Below are 17,548 nucleotides of genomic sequence, written 5' to 3' on the forward strand. Positions count from 1 at the left end.
ATTGTCATACGCATGAGCGGCGCGTCCCACACAACGGTTTTGAGCGTTCGGGTCAATTCCGATGAACGCGCCATCCTCGAAGCGGCGGCGGCCCAGGCCCACACGAGTTTGAGCGATTTCGTGCGCCGCAAGGCGCTAGAGTCCGCCGAAGTCGAGGTGCTCAACCGCAGCGTCGTCACTATTCCAGCGGAAAATTGGACGGCGTTCGAGGCATGGCTGCACAAGCCCGCCAAAAAAGTTCCTGCGCTTACGGAACTCGCCAAACGTCGGCCATCCTGGGAGCGATAGGTGGCGGTTCGTCCGCCGCGCCCGCTCCTTGAGAGCGATCATCGCGAATTATTTGACTGCGGACGGGAGTCGCTCAACGGCTGGTTCCGGCGCCATGCCTGGCTCAATCATTTGAGTGGGGCTTCCCGCGTCAATGTCATGATCGACACGGCTTCGGACCGTATCGTCGGCTACGTCACGCTCAGCGCCGCGCAAATCGAACGCGCCTTTTTTCCCAAACCGCAACAGCGCAACCAGCCGGATCCTTTGCCGGCGACGCTGCTCGGTCAGCTTGCGGTGGACAAGGATTTTCATAAGCAAGGCCACGCCGCTTCCTTGCTTCAGTTCGCACTCAAGACGGCCATTCACGCCGCAGACGCTGTTGGCAGCGTCGGCATCGTCACCCATCCCCTCGACGAGGAGGTGCGCAGCTTCTATGCCCGTTGGGACTTTCAGGACCTCCCGTTCGATCCCCGCCGCGCGATGTTTGTACGCATGACCGATTTACGGAAGGCGTTTCGCTCATAGCCGACCGAAGGCCGGCGCGTAATCAACCCGTCCGTCGGTGGTTGCAAGCGCGCCGTTGAGCGCCAGCGCCATGAAATGCGGCCCCGCATAGGGCGAGCCGAAGCCAGCCGCAAGCTCAGGCCGAAAGCCGAAACGGCTATAAAAGGCGCCGTCGCCCAACACAAAAATCGCGCGCCATTTGTCGTTCTGAGCTTGCGTCAGACTCCAGCGCAGGAGAGCGCTGGCGACGCCTTTTCTGCGAGAGGCTGCTGCGACGGCGACTGGTCCGAGGCCAAGCGCCGGAAAGGTGGCCTTCATCCTGGACAGGGCGGCGTAGCCGACGATGAGCCCGTCGATGGCGGCGACGCAGCCGAGGACCAAATCGCCATCCTTGCGCAGCGCCTCGACGAGTTCGGCTTCGCCCGATCGTTCGAATGCCGCTGCGAGCAATTCGCTTATCGCCGGATAATCTTCGGCAGTTTCTTCGCGAAGAATTGCGATTGCGGTCATGGCGCCGGGTTGCTGTAGAGATGGTGGATCGCGTCGATGCGCCGCTCGATTTCCGGCGTGATCGTGAATTCGATCGACGCGAGGTCAGTTTCGAGCTGCGCCATCGTCGTTGCGCCAATGATGTTCGACGTAACGAAGGGCCGCGACGTGACGAAGGCGATGGCGAGCTGCGCCGGATCGGCGCCGATATCGCGCGCCAGCGCCAGATAGGCGTCGATCGCTCGTTCGACTTCCGGCTTCTCATAGCGTTGCGCGCGCTCGAAGAGCGTCGTGCGGGCGCCCGGCGGCCGCGCGCCGCCTTGGTATTTGCCGGTGAGATAGCCTTGCGCGAGCGGCGAATAGGCGAGCAATCCGACGCGCTCGCGCTCGGCGAATTCGGCGAGGCCCATCTCGAAGGTGCGATTAACAAGATTGTAGGCGTTTTGAATCGAAACGACGCGCGGGCCATGTCCGAGTTCAGCGGCGCGCAGGAAACGCGCGACGCCCCATGGCGTTTCATTCGAGAGGCCGATGTGACGAACCTTGCCGGCCTTCACCAGACGCGCCAGCGCTTCGAGCGTTTCTTCAATCGCAATTTCATCGCGTTTCGTCGGTCGTCGGTAGGTCGTGCCGCCGGCGCCCCAAAGCGGCAAGGAGCGATCCGGCCAGTGCAACTGATAAAGGTCGACATAGTCGGTCTGCAGCCGCTTGAGCGAGCCTTCGATCGCATGGTCGATGTTCTTGGCGTCGAGAACGGTTCCGGCGCCGCCGGGACGCAGCCAGTCGGCGTCGCCGCGCCCGGCGACCTTGGTGGCGATGATGACCTTGTCGCGGTTTTTACGCGCCGCGAGCCAGCTTCCGATGATGCGCTCGGTCGATCCTTGCGTCTCTCGCCGCGGCGGAATGGAATAGATTTCCGCCGTATCGATGAAATTGACGCCGCAATCGAACGCATAGTCCAATTGCGCATGTCCTTCCGCTTCTCTGTTCTGCTCTCCCCACATCATCGAGCCGAGACAGATTGCGGAGACCGAAAGGTCGGTATTTCCGAGTTTGCGATATTCCACGATGCGATCCTTAAAGAGGTCGCGAACATGCGCGCGCCGGAACGACGCCAGACGTCGACGATTTTGGCTGGTCGCGCAGAATGACGCGCCCGCGACGCTTATTGTCTCTTTTCGTTGACGAGTTCGAGAAGGCCCACTCTTTCGAACTCGTCGGCGACGCGCGCCAGCCAGGTCCGGACATAGCCGCGCAAGACAAAGGAATGTTCGGCCGGCTGGCCCTGCGCGTCCTGATTGGCGATGAATGTCGAGAAGGGCGCGCCCGACAGTTCGACCTGCTCATAGGCGAGTTCGCTGAGTTTGGGGATGGTGATCTCTCCCGAAGTGACGACGTCCTCGAAATATTTCGCATGGGTCTGCGGATCCCATTCGAAAAAGGTCGTGTCGTTGACGTGGTTCTTGACCATGAAGTAATTGGCGCCCGCGACATAGGGCGCGATTTCGGCGATCTCCTCCAGCGAAGAGATGGAGGGGCCGATTACATGCAGCAGGACGAAGCGGAATTCGCCGGTCTTCACCGCATCGAAGAAGCCGATTTCGTCGAGCGCTCGAAGCGCGGGGCTGAGGCCGCCGGCGCGCACGTCGATGACGCTGACCTTGGCTTGCGACGTATTCAGCGTGTCGATGATTTTCATCTGATCGGCGGGCTCGGTCAGATCGACGATCATCGTCTCGTCGGGGTGGAAGCGGTGAAGCGTCCCACGCGGCGTCTCGGTATCGAAGGCGCGCGCATGAATATTGTTGAGCGACAGAAAATCGAGGATCGCTCTCGCGATCGTCGTCTTGCCGACGCCGCCCTTGTCCGCGCCGACGACAATGACCGCGGGACGAACGGGGCCGGGGCTATTCGGCGCGGCGACCTTAGCCTCGACCGTCGGAGCAGGTCGTGCAGGCTCTCGCCTGGCAGGCGCCGCCCTGGTGATTTTGACCGGCTTCTTAGCCATGAGTGCTCCTCTCGGATCTCGCGCTGGCGCCGCTGTTCTTGGGGGACAAGAGCGCAGCAAACATGGTTTTCGGGCGCTTGTCAGCCCTGATTGAGCTAACCGCGGATGGCGCTGCAAATGTGACAGGAAATAATCACATATATAAGTTGTTATTAATTATCAAGTTCCATGATTGGATCGTGAATTGACATTCGGGCGGTTTGGAGGTTTATGCGTTCGATATACAGAACGTCCGCGGCGTCGCCCCGGAGCGAACCAGTCGACGCGTCAACAACATGAGCAACATCGAGAACATGGCAGCGCATCGGCCCGCGCACTTGCCCCAGCAAACTCTGCCGACCCTTCATGTCGAGGACCGTCACGGCGTGCTCCACGAGCTCGAGGCGGTCGAGGGCTGGCGACTGATGGAGATTTTGCGCGACCATGGCGTCGGCTTGGACAACACCTGCGGCGGGGCTCTTGCATGCGCCGAATGCCATGTCGTCCTCGACGCGGAATCGGCGCGGCGCGTGCCGCCGCCGAGCGAAGAGGAAATCGAAAAGCTCGATGAATTGCCGATGCTTTACGAACATTCGCGCCTGTCCTGCCAGATCATCTGGTCGGACGATATGAGCGGGCTTCGGCTGAAGCTGGCGCAGGAAACGTGATGCCCCAGTTCAAACATCCGCAGATTCTGATCGCCTCGAATCTCACAGACGGCGAAGTGGTGTTTCTCGGCGCTTCAGGCTGGGAGCGCGATCATCGCCGCGCCCGCGTCGCGCGGAGCGCCGAAGAGGCGGCGGCGCTCGAAGCCTCGGGCAAGCGTGACATTTCGGCCAATCGCGTGGTTGACGTCTATCTCGCCGACGTCGAGATCGGCGGCGACGGCGCGCCCACGCCCATGCATTATCGCGAGAAAATGCGCGTGAAGGGGCCGAGCGTTCGCCTCGATCTTGGCAAGCAGGCGGCGGGAGGATCGCTGTGACTGCTCACGATCCCGAGGCGACGCGCCGGCCCAACGCGCCGATGACCACCTATCGCTATGATGAATATGACGCCGCTTTCGTTCGCGAACGCGTCGCCGAGTTTCGCGAACAGGTGCGCCGCCGGCTTGACGGCGCGCTGACCGAAGAGGAGTTCCGTCCGTTCCGCCTAATGAACGGACTCTACCTCCAGCTGCACGCCTATATGCTGCGCGTCGCCATTCCCTATGGGACGCTGACCGCGCGCCAGATGCGTCGGCTCGCCGACATCGCCGACAAATGGGACAAGGGCTACGGCCATTTCACCACGCGCCAGAACCTGCAGTACAATTGGCCCAAACTCGTCGATACGCCGGACATTCTCGAAGCCCTCGCCGATGTCGAGATGCACGCCATCCAGACTTCCGGCAATTGCATCCGCAATGTGACGGCGGATCATTTCGCCGGCGTCGCGCCGGATGAAATCGAAGATCCGCGCCCGACCGCGGAGTTTCTTCGCCAATGGTCGAGTCTGCATCCTGAGTTTTCGTTTCTGCCGCGCAAATTCAAGATCGCGGTGACCGGCGCCGAGCACGACCGCGCCGCGATCATGGTGCACGATATCGGTCTGCGGATCGTCAGGAACGATAGGGGCGAGATCGGCTATCAGGTCGTCGTCGGCGGCGGACTCGGCCGTTCGCCCTTTGTCGGCAAAATCGTCGGCGACTTCGTGCCGCGCGATGATTTGCTCGCCTTTCTCGAAGCGATCATGCGCGTCTACAACCGCTTCGGCAGGCGCGACAACAAATATAAGGCGCGCATCAAAATTCTCGTCCATGAGAAGGGCATCGACGACATCCGCGCGGCGGTCGAAGAGGAATTCGCCGCGATGGACCGCTCGGTTTTCGCTCATGATCCGGCCGAGTTCGAACGTATCGCCGGTTTCTTCGCGCCGCCGCCCTATGAATCGCTGCCGCAGGAGTCGCAAAAGCTGCGCGCCGCGAAACTGGAAACGCCGGCTTTCGCCAATTTCGTCGACGTCAATGTCAGCGCGCACAAAATCCCCGGCTACGTCATCGTCACGGTTTCATTGAAGCCGATCGGCGGCGTTCCCGGCGACGCCACCTCGGATCAGATGCGCGTGCTGGCCGACGCCAGCGAACGCTTCGGCTTCGGCGAATTGCGCGTCAGCCATGAGCAAAACATCATCCTGCCGCATGTGAAGCAGGACGAACTCTTCGCGCTGTGGCGGATGCTCGACGCCGCCGGATTGGCGACGGCGAACGCCGGCCTCGTCTCCGACATCATCTCCTGCCCGGGTCTCGACTACTGCTCGCTCGCCACCGCGCGCTCGATCCCGATTGCGCAGGCGATCTCGAAGCGCTTTTCGGACATGTCGCGGCAGCGGCGCATCGGCAAGCTCGGCATCAAAATCTCCGGCTGCATCAACGCCTGCGGCCATCACCATGTCGGCGCGATCGGCATTCTCGGTCTCGAAAAAAAGGGCCAGGAATCCTACCAGATCACGCTTGGCGGCGATCCGACCTTTTCGGCGTCGATCGGCGAAATTCTCGGACCCGGCGTGACCGCGGAACAGACGCCGGACGTAATCGAACATCTCGTCGACTTCTATCTCGCCGAGCGCGAGGAGGGCGAAGCCTTCATCGACACCTGGCGGCGCATCGGCCATGCGCGCTTCAAGGACGTGTTGCGTCGGGAGGGCGAAGATGGCGCTGATATCTGACGGGCGCTTCATCGAGGATGGCTGGCGCCGCCTCGCCGAAGAAGAGGCGCTGCCCAAATCGGGAAAGGTCATCGTATCGTTGGCCCGGCTTCAACACGCCCTCGACGTCCTTCGACCGGAGTCGGCGCTCGGGGTGATTGTTCCCAACACCACCGAGCCTTCGGCGCTCGTTGATGCGTTGCCGCGACTGGCGCTCGTCTCGATCTCCTTCCCCGCCTTTTCCGACGGGCGCGGCTTCTCCTTGGCGCGCCTCTTACGGCGCGCTGGATTTAAGGGCGAGCTTCGCGCAAGCGGGCGGCTCGTCGCCGATCAATACGCCCATGCTGTCGGCTGCGGCTTCGACACGATCGAAATTCCAGACGATCTCGCCGAGCGTCAGGATGAAGAACAATGGCGCGCCGCGCTCAACGTCTATGCGATGAGCTACCAGCGCGGCTATTCGGGGCGCGGGTCGATTCTTGAGGCGCGTCGGAGGGCGGCGCGGCCATGAAGGCGTCGATTGCCGAAACGCTGGCGCCGCGCCTCGCGCCGCTCGATCTCGATCATCGTCTGCTGCTGCTGCGCGAATTCATTCCCGGGCGGATCGTGTTCACCACGAGTTTCGGCATAGAGGATCAGCTCATCACGCATTCGATCTTCACCCAGGGTCTCGATATCGACGTCGCGACGATCGACACCGGCCGACTGTTTCCCGAAACCTATGAGCTATGGGAGCGCACCGAAGCGCGTTATGCGCGGCGCATTCGCGCCGCCTATCCGCAGGCGGCGCCGCTCGAAGCGCTGATCGAAGAACAGGGGATCAACGGCTTCTATCACGCCGTCGAGGCGCGCAAGGCCTGCTGTCATGTCCGCAAGGTGGAGCCGCTGTCGCGGCTGCTCGCCGGGGTTTCGGCCTGGGTGACGGGACTTCGCGCCGATCAGTCCGAGGCGCGCGCCGAAGCTCTCGTCATCGCCTTCGACGAGACGCACAGGCTGCTCAAGCTCAATCCGCTCGCGGACTATTCGCGCGACGCCGTCGTCGCGGCGGTCGAGGAGTTTTCGGTGCCGATCAATGATCTTCACGCCAAGGGTTTTCTCTCGATCGGCTGCGCGCCATGCACGCGCGCCGTGCTGCCGGGCGAGAGCGAGCGCGCCGGCCGCTGGTGGTGGGAAGAGGACAATAAGAAGGAATGCGGCCTTCATATCGGCGAGGACGGCGTGCTGCGCCGCGGCGCGCCGCAAGGGGCGGACCAATGAGTGCGCTCGCCGTGCGCCCGCTCGGCTATCTCGATCGCCTCGAAGCCGAGAGCATTCACATCATGCGCGAGACCGTCGCCGAATGCGAACGGCCGGTGATGCTCTATTCCATCGGCAAGGATTCGGCGGCGATGCTGCACATCGCCATGAAGGCCTTTTATCCGTCGAAGCCGCCGTTCCCGTTGCTTCATGTCAATACGACATGGAAATTTCGCGAGATGATCGAATTTCGCGACCGTCGGGTAAAGGAGCTTGGCGTCGAGCTGATCGAATATATCAATCCCAAAGGGATTGAGATGAACGTCAGCCCTTTCGTCCATGGCTCGAAGCTTCATACCGAAATCATGAAGACCGAGGCGCTGAAGCAGGCGCTCGACAAATATGGGTTCGACGCGGCTTTCGGCGGCGCGCGCCGCGACGAGGAGAAGTCGCGCGCCAAGGAGCGCGTGCTGTCGTTTCGCACCGCGCAGCACCGCTGGGATCCCAAAAATCAGCGGCCCGAATTCTGGCGTCTCTACAATACGCGCAAGGCGCCGGGCGAAAGCCTGCGGGTTTTTCCCATGTCGAATTGGACCGAGGCGGACATCTGGGACTATATCGCGCGCGAAAACATTCCCGTCGTGCCGCTCTATTTCGCCAAGGAGCGGCCGATCGTGCGCCGCGGCGGCGCGCTGATCATGGTCGACGACGATCGCATGGAGATCGCGCCCGGCGAAACCATCGAACATAGGATGGTGCGGTTTCGCACGCTCGGCTGCTATCCGCTGACCGGCGCCATCGAAAGCGGCGCGGCCAGTCTCGACGAGATCATTACCGAAATGCGCGAGAGCCGTTCTTCGGAGCGCCAGGGACGGCTCATCGACCACGACGGCTCCAGCTCGATGGAGCAAAAGAAGCAGGAAGGATATTTCTAACATGCACGGCGCCGTCGTTGCCGCATCGCCGTCGCGCCCGCCCGCGCGACAGCTCGGCGAAAAGCCGCTGTTGCGGTTCATCACCTGCGGCTCGGTCGACGACGGCAAATCGACTCTGATCGGGCGCCTGCTCTATGACGCCGATCTCGCGCCCGACGACATTATCGCGGCGCTCGAAAGCGATTCGAAGAAACACGGCACGCAGGGCGAGGCGCTGGATTTCGCGCTGCTCGTCGACGGTCTTGCCGCCGAGCGCGAGCAGGGCATCACCATCGACGTCGCCTATCGCTATTTCGCCACCGACCAGCGCAAGTTCATCGTCGCCGACACGCCGGGCCATGAGCAATATACCCGCAACATGGCGGTCGGCGCCTCGACCGCCGATCTCGCCATTCTGCTGGTCGACGCGCGCAAGGGCATTCTGCCGCAAACCCGCCGGCACAGCGTCATCACTTCGATGTTCGGCGTGCGTCACGTCGTCGTCGCGGTCAACAAGATGGACCTCGTCGGCTACAGCGAAGAGGTCTTCCGCAAGATCGAGGCGGATTTTCGCGCCTTCGCCGACAAGCTTCGCTTCGCCTCCATTTATGTCGCGCCGCTTGTCGCCAAGGACGGCGACAATCTTGTCCACGCCAGCGCCAACATGCCCTGGCATGACGGTCCGCCGCTTCTCTCTTACCTCGAAGGCGTTGCGGTGGACGATACGACGCGGATCGCGCCGTTTCGCATGCCGGTGCAATGGGTGAACCGGCCCAATCTCGACTTCCGCGGGTTCTCCGGCTTCATCAGCGGCGGCAACATCCGGCCCGGCGACATCGTGCGCATTCTGCCGTCGGGCCGCGATACGCGCGTCGCCAGGATCGTCACCTTCGACGGCGATCTCGACAGCGCCGTCTCGGGTCAGTCGGCGACGCTGACGCTCGCCGAAGAGATCGACGTTTCGCGCGGCGATCTTTTGTGTTCGCCGGTCTCGCCCGCGAAAATCGGCGATCGTCTCGAAGCCAAGCTGCTGTGGCTGGTGCGCGAGCCGCTTGTCGCCGGCAAGAGCTATCTCTTGAAGATCGGCACGAAAACCGCGCCTGCCGCGGTGACCGTCGTCGATACGCGCATCGATATTGAAACCGGCCAGTCGGAGCCGCTTGCTGGCGGCGCGACGCTGGCGTTCAACGAAATCGGCGACGCGCGTCTGTCGCTCGAAACCGTGATCGCCTGCGACGCTTATGTCGAAAATCGCGAAACCGGCGGATTCATTCTCATCGACCGCATCACCAATGAAACGGTCGCGGTCGGCATGGTCAAAACGGTCGCCGCATCGAACGGCCGCGCCGCGCCGCCGCTGACCGAACTCAGCTACGCTTCGATGGAAGGCCTGCCGCCGGCGCGTGAGTCGTTCAAACCGACGCCGACGCGCAGCCTGGTCAAAGCGCTTTCCTGGCTTCTGCCTGCAAGCGTTTCAACCTTTCTGATCGTCTACGCTTTCGTCGAGAACATAGAGCTTGCCGCAAAAATCACCGGCGTCGAATTGCTAGCGATTTTCACGCTCTATTATTTGCACGAGCGGTTCTGGACGCGATTGAACTTCGGACTCGCGTCGGAAGAAGCGCGCGGCGGCGACGATCCGGGTCTGTGATAAGAATTGAGGTTGATATGCTTGCCGGGCCTGTCGTTCCCGGCAGGCCGAGGGCCTGACCGGGAATCCAGAGCCGCTCCAAGAGCGCTGACTTTGCTCTGGATTCCCGCTCGCGCTTCGCGCGTCGGGAATGACACCCAACCGCATCAGAAGGAAACAGCGCGCGCCGTCAGTGCGCTTCGTCCCAGTTGGCGGCGGCGCGCGCGTCAACTTTCAGCGGCACGGAAAGAAGGACGGCGGGCGCCGGCGCCTGCTCCATCACCCGGCGCGCCAATTCGATCGTCGCGTCGGCTTCATGTGTCGGCGCTTCGAACACAAGTTCGTCATGCACTTGCAGAAGCATCTGCGCCGATAGACCGGCGCGCGCCAGCGCGTCATCCATTCGGACCATGGCGCGCCGAATGATGTCGGCGGCCGCGCCCTGGATCGGCGCGTTGATCGCGGCGCGCTCGTAAAAGGCGCGGTCGGAGGCGTTGGCCGAGGCGATGCCCGGGAAGTGGTAGACGCGGCCGAAAATTGTCGAGACCTCGCCCTTCTCGCGTACGGTTCTGCGCGTTGCATCCATATAATCGCGAATGCCGGGAAAGCGTTCGAAATAGCGCTTGATATAGGCGCCGGCCTCTTCACGCGGAATGCCGAGCTGATTGGCCAGTCCAAAGGCGGAAATGCCATAGATGATTCCGAAATTGATCGCTTTGGCGCGGCGCCGGGTTTCGGGCGGCATGTCCTTGATCGGCACATTGAACATTTCGCTTGCCGTCATCGCGTGAATGTCGAGGTCCTCGGCGAAGGCTTTCTTCAATTGCGGAATGTCGGCGATATGGGCGAGCAGGCGCAATTCGATCTGCGAATAATCCGCCGAGATCAACACCCGCCCGGGCGGCGAGACGAAGGCCTTGCGAATCTTGCGGCCAGCCTCGTTGCGCACCGGAATGTTCTGCAGATTCGGCTCTGATGAAGAGAGCCTCGCCGTGGTCGTCGCGGCGAGCGCATAGCTCGTGTGCACCCGGCCGGTCTCGGGATTGATATAGCCCGGCAGGGCGTCGGCGTAAGTGCTCCTGAGCTTGGAGACCTGCCGCCAGTCGAGAATGCGGCGCGCGAAATCATTGCCGTCGCTGGCGAGGTCTTCGAGCACGCTCGCTGACGTCGACCAGGCGCCGGTCGCGGTTTTTTTTGCGCCCGGCATTCCCATCTTGCCGAATAAGATATCGCCCAATTGCTTGGGCGAACCAAGATTGAAGCTCTCGCCCGCGAGTTCGAAGATCTCGGCTTCGAGACGCGCCATGTCCTGCGCGAATTCGCCGGAGAGGCGCGAGAGAATCGCGCGATCGACGCTGACGCCGCGCCGCTCCATACGGGCGAGAGTCGCCACCATCGGCCGCTCCAATGTCTCATAGACATTGGTCATATGTTCGGCGGCAAGCCGCGGCTTCAGCGCGCGCCACAGGCGCATCGACACGTCGGCGTCCTCTGCGGCATATTCCGTCGCTTTGTCGAGCGCGACGCGGGCGAAGCCGATGAAATTGCGCCCCGATCCCGCGACCTCGGCGAATTTGATGTTTTGGTGTCCAAGATGTTTGAGCGCCAGCTCATCGAGGCCGTGATTGTTCAGGCCTGAATCGAGCGCATAGGAGATCAGCATCGTATCCTCGATCGGCGCCACGTCGATTCCGTAGCGCGCGAGAACGAGCAGATCATATTTCATATTATGCGCGATCTTGAGGATCGCCGAATCTTCGAAGAGAGGCTTCAGTTTCGCGATCGCTTCACTGAGCGGAATCTGGCCGGGAAGGAGATCGGCGCCGCCGAAGAGGTCGCCGGAGCCATTCTCGCGATGCCCGAGCGGAATATAGCAGGCGCGCCCCGGCGCGACGGCAAGCGAGACGCCGACAAGTTCGCAGCTCATCGGATCGAGCGAGGTCGTTTCAGTGTCGAGCGCGACGACGCCGACTTCCCGAACATTCGCGATCCATTGATCGAGCCGTTCGAGCGAGGTCACGCATTCATAGGCGGCGCGATCGATGTTCGTCGCCTGCGCCTCGGCGCGGCGCGCGGCGACGAGGGCTGTGGGGGCCAATCCTTCCTTCGCGCTCGCGCCGGCGGGCTTCGCCGCGGACTTCGTAGGTTCGGCGGCTGGCGGCGCGGCTGGCGCATCTTCCCGCACTTCGCCGTCGCGCGCGCGCCAGCCGGCGGGGCCGACGAAATTGGGATCAGGCGCAATGTCATGAAGATCGACGCCGTAAAGCTCGGCGACTCGCCGCGTGATCGTGGTGAACTCCATCGCCTGCAGAAAGGCGACGAGCGTCTTGGCGTCCGGTTCGTGCAGACCCAAATCGTCGAGCGGCGTCTCGACAGGCGCGTCGCGCACCAGAGTCACCAGCTTTTCGGAGAGACGGATGAGCTTGACCGCTTCGGGTTCGGTCAAGGCCTCGCGCCGCTTGGGCTGCTTGATGCCGGAGGCCTTGGCGAGCAGCGTGTCGAGATCGCCATATTCATTGATGAGTTGCGCGGCGGTTTTGATGCCGATGCCTTTCGCGCCCGGGACATTGTCTGTCGAATCGCCGGCGAGCGCCTGCACGTCGACGACCTTGTCCGGCGTGACCCCGAAATAATCGACGACCTCGGCTTCGCCGATCAGGCGTTCTTCGCGCGCGCCTTTTGCGCCGGCGGTTCCGGAAGCCGGGTCGTACATCGTCACGCCTGGCCCGACGAGCTGCATCAGATCCTTGTCGGCCGAAACGATCAGAACGTCGGCGCCCTTGGCGCGCGCCTGCATGGCGTAAGTGGCGATGAGATCGTCGGCCTCGTAGACGTCCTGTTCGATCGGGGTGAGGCCGAAAGCCCGCACCGCAGCCCGCATCAGCGGAAATTGCGGAATGAGATCTTCCGGCGGCTCGGCGCGATGCGCCTTGTAGTCGGGATAGATTTCCTTGCGGAACGAATTCTCGCTCTTATCGAAAATGATCGCGAGATGCGTCGGCTTCCGATCGGCAGCGCCCTCGCGCACGAATTGCAGGAGCTTCGTGCAGAACAGCCGCACGGCGCCGGTCGGCAGCCGGTCGGCGCGGTAGTTATATTTCGCGTCCTGCCGGATCGACTGGAAATAGGCGCGAAAGACGAAGGAGGAGCCGTCGACGAGGAAGACATGGCTGCCGGGGCCGACGGGCTTATGGGAAAGGGTCATGCGCCCATCTTAACGGCGCGCGCGCGCCGCGTCATGACGTGAACGCCCGAGCCCCCGCCGTTTGACCGGCGCCGGCGCCGGGCCTAGAAGACCCGCATGTCCCACAATAGTTTCGGCCATCTTTTCCGCGTCACCACCTTCGGCGAGAGCCATGGGCCGGCGCTCGGCGCGATCGTCGACGGCTGTCCGCCGAAAATTCCGCTCGAAGCGAAGGACATCCAGACCTTTCTCGATAAGCGCAAGCCGGGACAGTCGCGTTTCACCACCCAGCGGCGGGAAGCGGACGAGGTAAAAATCCTCTCGGGCGTTTTTGCTGACGGCGACGGCCGACAGGTGACGACCGGAACCCCGATCGCGCTGATGATCGAAAATACCGACCAGCGCTCCAAGGACTATGGCGAGATCGCCGACAAATATCGCCCCGGCCACGCCGATTATGTTTACGATGCGAAATATGGCGTGCGCGACCATCGCGGCGGCGGGCGCTCCTCGGCGCGCGAAACCGCGGCGCGGGTCGCCGCGGGCGCCGTCGCGCGCAAGGTGATCGCCGGCGTGACGATTCGCGGCGCGCTGGTGCAGGTTGGTCCGCACGCGATCGATCGCGCGAAATTCGACTGGGGCGAGGTCGAGCGCAATCCGCTGTTTTGCCCTGACGCGCGCACCGCGCAACTATGGGCGGACTATCTCGACGACGTGCGCAAGGACGGCTCGTCGATCGGCGCGGTGATCGAAATCGTCGCTGAAGGCGTGCCGGCCGGCTGGGGGGCGCCGGTCTATGGCAAGCTCGACGCCGATCTCGCCGCGGCGATGATGTCGATCAACGCCGTCAAGGGCGTCGAGATCGGCGCGGGCTTTCGGGCCGCCGCGCTCACTGGCGAAGAGAACGCTGACGAGATGCGCGCCGGAAATCCTGGGCCGACGTTTCTGTCGAACAACGCCGGCGGCGTGCTCGGCGGCATTTCGACCGGCCAGCCGGTGGTCGTGCGTTTCGCGGTGAAGCCGACGTCGTCAATTCTGACGCCGCGCCGCACGATCGATCGCTCCGGCAAGGAGACCGAGATCGTCACCAAGGGCCGTCATGACCCCTGCGTCGGCATTCGCGCCGTGCCGGTCGGCGAAGCGATGATGGCCTGCGTGCTCGCCGATCATTTTTTGCGTCATCGGGGGCAAATGGGGTGAGCGCAAGCGGCGCGATCAGGCGGGCGCCACCATCACGCGTTCATGGCCAAGGTCGGGCTCGCCGCAATGCTCCAAAATCTTCTGACGCGTCTCGTCGCGCAATGCGACCGCCGCTTGAAAATCGTTGCCTTTTGGTTCGATCGGCGCGCCGATGTGAACGGCGATTGGGCCGCGCCTGAACAGCCATGAACCGCTGCGTAGGATCGAACGCGTGCCGCGTATCGCGATCGGCGCGACGGGAAACCCCAATTGCGCGGCGGTCGTGAAGGCGCCGATATGAAACCCGAGCAGTCCAGGCATCCGCGAAAAGGTGCCTTCCGGAAACCAGACGAGCCGAACGCCGGCGCGCGCCGACTGCACGGCGGCTCGCGCGTCCGCGACGCCGCCCGCGGGATCGGACCGGCGCACGAAAATCGCGCCCAGGCGCCGCAGGAAGGGACCGGCGACTCGCTGACGCGCGAGTTCTTCCTTCGCGACGAAGGAAAGCGCGCCGGGACAGGCCGCAACCACGACGGCGCTGTCCAGATAGCTTGAATGATTGGCGACGAGGATCGCGTTGTCCTTGGGGTCCGGAGCGTCGCGCGTGATCGTGAGCGGACATCCGATCAGGCGGAAAAACAATCGCGCGGCGGCGCTGAGGAAGCGGTGACGCCATATTCGCCTGGGCGTCAGTAGCACGCATGGCCAGGCGACGGCTCCTATCGCAACCAACACGCTCCACGCATAGGCGTTGTAGGCCCAGATCGTCAGAGTTGACGAGAGGCGGCGCAGCCGAGGCATGACGCCGGAGAGCGCAATGCGCGCGAGTTGCCATTGCGGGCTCTTGCCCTTCGTTCGCAACTGGCCGATTTCGAACATGGCGCGCGCGGCCGAGCGTCTGATCTTACCGCTCGACGTCTTCGGGATTGTGTGCGGCGGAACGAGAACGACTTCATCCGGCGCCAGATCGAGCAAGGACTGAGACGCGTCGACAATCCTTCTGCGCAGAGATTCCTTGCGCGCGTCGTCGGTGAGGCGGGTTTCGGCGAGGACGATCAGCCGTTCCGTCCCGGCGCGCATGTCGATCGCGGGAAAGGCCGCGACGCACCCCTTTCTCGTTCCTTCGAGCGAACCGACGGCTTCTTCCAGCTCCTGCGGATAGATGTTGCGTCCGGCGTGCTTGATCAAATCCTTGATGCGTCCGGTGATGAAGACGTCGCCGCCCGCGATATAGCCGCGGTCGCCCGTCTCGAGCCAATCGCCGTCAAAGAGCGCGCTGGTCTTTTCCGGATTCTGGAAATAGCCGCGCGTAGCCGACGGCCCCCGAAACTGAATGCGTCCCTCCTGTCGCTCCGGCGCTTCGCGACTGGCGTCGTCGACGATGCGGATTTCGTGATGGGGGAGCGGTCGCCCGCAGGCCACCAATGAGATGACGCTGTCGACGCCCGGCTCGGCGATCCGCGCAACGCCGTCGCGATCGAGCGCCTTTCGATCCAAGCGCTCTATGAGCGGTCCTCGGCCGAGCGGCGGAAAGGCGAGCCCGACCGCGTTTTCGGCCAGCCCGTAAACCGGCGTCATCGCTTCGGGCCGAATGCCGTAAGGCGCAAATCTTTGAACAAACCGCGTCACCGATGCTGGGCTCACGGGCTCCGCGCCGTTCATGATCGCCCGCAGCGACGACAGATCGAGGCCGCTGATCTTCGCGTCGTCGATCGACTTCAAGCAAAGCTCGTAGGCGAAATTCGGCGCCGCTGAGATCGTCGCCTTGTGGGAGTCGATCGCCCAGAGCCAGCGCGCCGGATCGGCGAGAAAGGAGAGCGGCGACATGATCAGCGCCTGCGCGCCATAATAGAGGCTGCCGAGCCAGCAGCCGATCAATCCCATGTCATGATAAAGCGGCAGCCAGCTGACGACCCTGTCCGCCGACGACGCCTTCAAGACGGCGCCCATGGCGCGAATATTGGCGAGAAGATTGGCGTGGGACAGCACGACGCCTTTGGGATCGCCGGTGCTGCCGGATGTGTATTGAATGAGCGCAACGGCGTCCGGCGCCGCCGGCAATGGCGCGGATATTGGCGCGGCGTCGCTCAAATCCGGAATCGTGACGATGTGCTGAAGCGCGCTGACGAGACCATAGAGCAAATTTCCGACGACTCTGATTTCGGCGTTGGTGATCAGCGCGCTTGCTTCCGCGTTCGACAATATACCCGCCTGGCGGCGCAGATGATCTTCGATCTGCGCCAGTCGGAAGGGCGGATAAATCGGCACTGGAACAGCGCCGCAGAACAGAACCGCAAAAAAAGCGACGAAGAAGTCGCGGCTCGTTGGCAGCATGATCGCAACGCGATCTCCGCAACCGACACTGCGCTCAACGAGGCCGCCCGCTGCGGCGCGCGCCGCTTGATAGAGATCGTGATAGCTCAAAGGGTCCGGCGCGCCTTCCGCCCGCCAAAGCAAAACATGTTCGCGGTCGCCGTGACGCTCGGCGTGTTGCGCGAGCGCATCGATCAGCGTTCTGGCCTCGATCGGCTCGTCCACCGACTCAAGCATGATATGCGGCGCGGGGCGAGGCGACGCTGGAGCGGCCGCCGCGCCGGCGGCGAGAACGGCGTTGACGAGATCGCGGGGACTGTTGGCTTCTCCGATCAGTCTGTCGGGAAGCTGTACGTTGAAATTGCGATTGAGCCTCTGCAGCAGCTCAGCGCGCGACAGGCTGTCGAGCGCCAGATCGCGATCCAGGTCGCTGTCGAGCCGCACGAGTCGATCGTCGACGAAATCCGGATGCAACTCGACGACAAGCGCACGCACGACGTTGAGGACGGTCGCTTGCGCGTCTTGTAAAGAGCGCGTCGATGCGCCGCGCTCAAGGCCTAAATCCGCTTCCGGCATCAGTTCACAACTCGAGCGCCGCGCCATAGGGCGAAACGCAAATGCGATCGAGCGGGATCCGCTCGCTCTAGCGGGGGCTGGGCGCCCTTGTAATTTCGCGTCCGCGCGCGCCGGCGTCGGATGTCGCGGCGCCGAACTGCCGCCGGCGCAAGCGCTGCCGTTCGTCCGGCCGCATCGTACAACTTATGGCTGCGCGCCCGTCTCGGGGAGTCGAGCCTGAAGCAAATGTCGCGCTTAGCGAATGAGTTTAAAGGCCGCGCTTAGGCTGATGAACCATAGCGGCCGCCGGAGCGACGCCCGCGCCTCTCAACCGGCATCCATGCGAGGTGGCGCGGGAATCCAAATTTGGACGCTTCCTGTCATATTCGCGCATCGAATATGCGGAATTCTCTTCTCTCCGAATGACGGTCAGATCGAGTGCGCGCCCCAAACCAAAGGCGAAAACAGACGCATCGCTTTCGTTGTTGTCGCGCATCAATTATCGAAGCGTCGTTTCGTCGCACGGCGGCGCATCGACGGCCTGCTTGACCCTGCAAGCGATCGAAACCTAACATTGAGCTTGGAACCGAGAGGCGGCGGTG

15 protein-coding genes are annotated in these 17,548 nt (G+C 63.0%); 10 read left to right on the forward strand and 5 right to left on the reverse strand.

The window, feature by feature from the left end:
- Positions 1-12 precede the first annotated feature (12 nt).
- Together U1E20_RS01670 and U1E20_RS01675 are read left to right on the forward strand one after the other, a co-directional pair.
- A complete protein-coding gene (locus U1E20_RS01670; protein ID WP_409978846.1) occupies positions 13-288 on the forward strand; it encodes a DUF1778 domain-containing protein in 276 nt (91 codons plus the stop codon).
- Positions 289-795 carry a GNAT family N-acetyltransferase gene (locus U1E20_RS01675; protein ID WP_409978847.1) on the forward strand — a complete coding sequence of 169 codons (507 nt, stop codon included), beginning with the start codon at positions 289-291 and terminating at the stop codon, positions 793-795.
- Here the strand turns inward: U1E20_RS01675 and U1E20_RS01680 are convergent.
- The 3 genes from U1E20_RS01680 to U1E20_RS01690 all read right to left on the reverse strand — a co-directional run bounded on the left by U1E20_RS01680 (position 790) and on the right by U1E20_RS01690 (position 3,271).
- A complete protein-coding gene (locus tag U1E20_RS01680) occupies positions 790-1,284 on the reverse strand; it encodes a GNAT family N-acetyltransferase (RefSeq protein ID WP_409978848.1) in 495 nt (164 codons plus the stop codon). The genes U1E20_RS01675 and U1E20_RS01680 overlap by 6 nt on opposite strands.
- Complete coding sequence (locus tag U1E20_RS01685; RefSeq protein WP_409978849.1) at positions 1,281-2,330, reverse strand: aldo/keto reductase; 1,050 nt, start codon at positions 2,328-2,330, stop codon at positions 1,281-1,283. The genes U1E20_RS01680 and U1E20_RS01685 overlap by 4 nt, the downstream gene beginning before the upstream one ends.
- A 98-nt stretch (positions 2,331-2,428) precedes the next feature.
- Entirely contained in the window at positions 2,429-3,271 is an 843-nt protein-coding gene (locus U1E20_RS01690) for a hypothetical protein (protein ID WP_409978850.1), read from the reverse strand.
- Positions 3,272-3,588: 317 nt separating this feature from the next.
- Between U1E20_RS01690 and U1E20_RS01695 the strand changes: the two genes are divergently transcribed.
- Genes U1E20_RS01695 through cysN form a run of 7 tightly spaced genes read left to right on the forward strand, consistent with a single transcriptional unit; the run spans position 3,589 to position 9,736 of the window.
- Positions 3,589-3,918, forward strand: a complete 330-nt coding sequence (locus U1E20_RS01695) for a 2Fe-2S iron-sulfur cluster-binding protein (RefSeq protein ID WP_409978851.1) — start codon at positions 3,589-3,591, stop codon at positions 3,916-3,918.
- A complete protein-coding gene (locus U1E20_RS01700; protein WP_409978852.1) occupies positions 3,918-4,235 on the forward strand; it encodes a DUF2849 domain-containing protein in 318 nt (105 codons plus the stop codon). The genes U1E20_RS01695 and U1E20_RS01700 overlap by 1 nt, the downstream gene beginning before the upstream one ends.
- 41 nt (positions 4,236-4,276) lie before the next feature.
- Positions 4,277-5,956, forward strand: coding sequence for a nitrite/sulfite reductase (locus tag U1E20_RS01705; protein WP_409979624.1), 1,680 nt, complete (start codon positions 4,277-4,279; stop codon positions 5,954-5,956).
- Complete coding sequence (locus tag U1E20_RS01710) at positions 5,940-6,446, forward strand: DUF934 domain-containing protein (protein ID WP_409978853.1); 507 nt, start codon at positions 5,940-5,942, stop codon at positions 6,444-6,446. The genes U1E20_RS01705 and U1E20_RS01710 overlap by 17 nt, the downstream gene beginning before the upstream one ends.
- A complete protein-coding gene (locus U1E20_RS01715) occupies positions 6,443-7,192 on the forward strand; it encodes a phosphoadenylyl-sulfate reductase (protein WP_409978854.1) in 750 nt (249 codons plus the stop codon). Before U1E20_RS01710 ends, U1E20_RS01715 begins: the two co-directional genes overlap by 4 nt.
- A complete protein-coding gene (cysD, locus tag U1E20_RS01720; protein ID WP_409978855.1) occupies positions 7,189-8,106 on the forward strand; it encodes a sulfate adenylyltransferase subunit CysD in 918 nt (305 codons plus the stop codon). The genes U1E20_RS01715 and cysD overlap by 4 nt, the downstream gene beginning before the upstream one ends.
- Before the next feature lies 1 nt (position 8,107).
- Positions 8,108-9,736, forward strand: coding sequence for a sulfate adenylyltransferase subunit CysN (cysN, locus tag U1E20_RS01725; RefSeq protein ID WP_409978856.1), 1,629 nt, complete (start codon positions 8,108-8,110; stop codon positions 9,734-9,736).
- A gap of 169 nt (positions 9,737-9,905) precedes the next feature.
- On the opposite strand, the gene polA is transcribed toward cysN, so the two are convergent.
- Positions 9,906-12,920: a DNA polymerase I gene (polA, locus tag U1E20_RS01730; protein WP_409978857.1), complete on the reverse strand. Its 3,015-nt coding sequence runs from the start codon at positions 12,918-12,920 to the stop codon at positions 9,906-9,908.
- A 96-nt stretch (positions 12,921-13,016) separates the two neighbouring features.
- Between polA and aroC the strand changes: the two genes are divergently transcribed.
- Positions 13,017-14,099, forward strand: a complete 1,083-nt coding sequence (gene aroC, locus U1E20_RS01735; RefSeq protein ID WP_409978858.1) for a chorismate synthase — start codon at positions 13,017-13,019, stop codon at positions 14,097-14,099.
- Between the two features lie 15 nt (positions 14,100-14,114).
- On the opposite strand, the gene U1E20_RS01740 is transcribed toward aroC, so the two are convergent.
- Positions 14,115-16,994 carry an AMP-binding protein gene (locus U1E20_RS01740; RefSeq protein WP_409978859.1) on the reverse strand — a complete coding sequence of 960 codons (2,880 nt, stop codon included), beginning with the start codon at positions 16,992-16,994 and terminating at the stop codon, positions 14,115-14,117.
- Positions 16,995-17,548 lie beyond the last annotated feature (554 nt).

Source organism: Methylocystis sp. (assembly GCF_046349115.1).
Taxonomy (GTDB): domain Bacteria; phylum Pseudomonadota; class Alphaproteobacteria; order Rhizobiales; family Beijerinckiaceae; genus Methylocystis.

What these genes read in the sequence shown, in the direction of transcription:
- U1E20_RS01670 (WP_409978846.1), top strand. Translation starts at nt 13, where the DNA reads ATGAGCGGCGCGTCCCACACAACGGTTTTGAGCGTTCGGGTCAATTCC.
- U1E20_RS01680 (WP_409978848.1), bottom strand. Translation starts at nt 1,284, where the DNA reads ATGACCGCAATCGCAATTCTTCGCGAAGAAACTGCCGAAGATTATCCG.
- U1E20_RS01690 (WP_409978850.1), bottom strand. Translation starts at nt 3,271, where the DNA reads ATGGCTAAGAAGCCGGTCAAAATCACCAGGGCGGCGCCTGCCAGGCGA.
- U1E20_RS01700 (WP_409978852.1), top strand. Translation starts at nt 3,918, where the DNA reads ATGCCCCAGTTCAAACATCCGCAGATTCTGATCGCCTCGAATCTCACA.
- U1E20_RS01705 (WP_409979624.1), top strand. Translation starts at nt 4,277, where the DNA reads ATGACCACCTATCGCTATGATGAATATGACGCCGCTTTCGTTCGCGAA.
- U1E20_RS01710 (WP_409978853.1), top strand. Translation starts at nt 5,940, where the DNA reads ATGGCGCTGATATCTGACGGGCGCTTCATCGAGGATGGCTGGCGCCGC.
- U1E20_RS01715 (WP_409978854.1), top strand. Translation starts at nt 6,443, where the DNA reads ATGAAGGCGTCGATTGCCGAAACGCTGGCGCCGCGCCTCGCGCCGCTC.
- cysD (WP_409978855.1), top strand. Translation starts at nt 7,189, where the DNA reads ATGAGTGCGCTCGCCGTGCGCCCGCTCGGCTATCTCGATCGCCTCGAA.
- cysN (WP_409978856.1), top strand. Translation starts at nt 8,108, where the DNA reads ATGCACGGCGCCGTCGTTGCCGCATCGCCGTCGCGCCCGCCCGCGCGA.
- polA (WP_409978857.1), bottom strand. Translation starts at nt 12,920, where the DNA reads ATGACCCTTTCCCATAAGCCCGTCGGCCCCGGCAGCCATGTCTTCCTC.
- aroC (WP_409978858.1), top strand. Translation starts at nt 13,017, where the DNA reads ATGTCCCACAATAGTTTCGGCCATCTTTTCCGCGTCACCACCTTCGGC.
- U1E20_RS01740 (WP_409978859.1), bottom strand. Translation starts at nt 16,994, where the DNA reads ATGGCGCGGCGCTCGAGTTGTGAACTGATGCCGGAAGCGGATTTAGGC.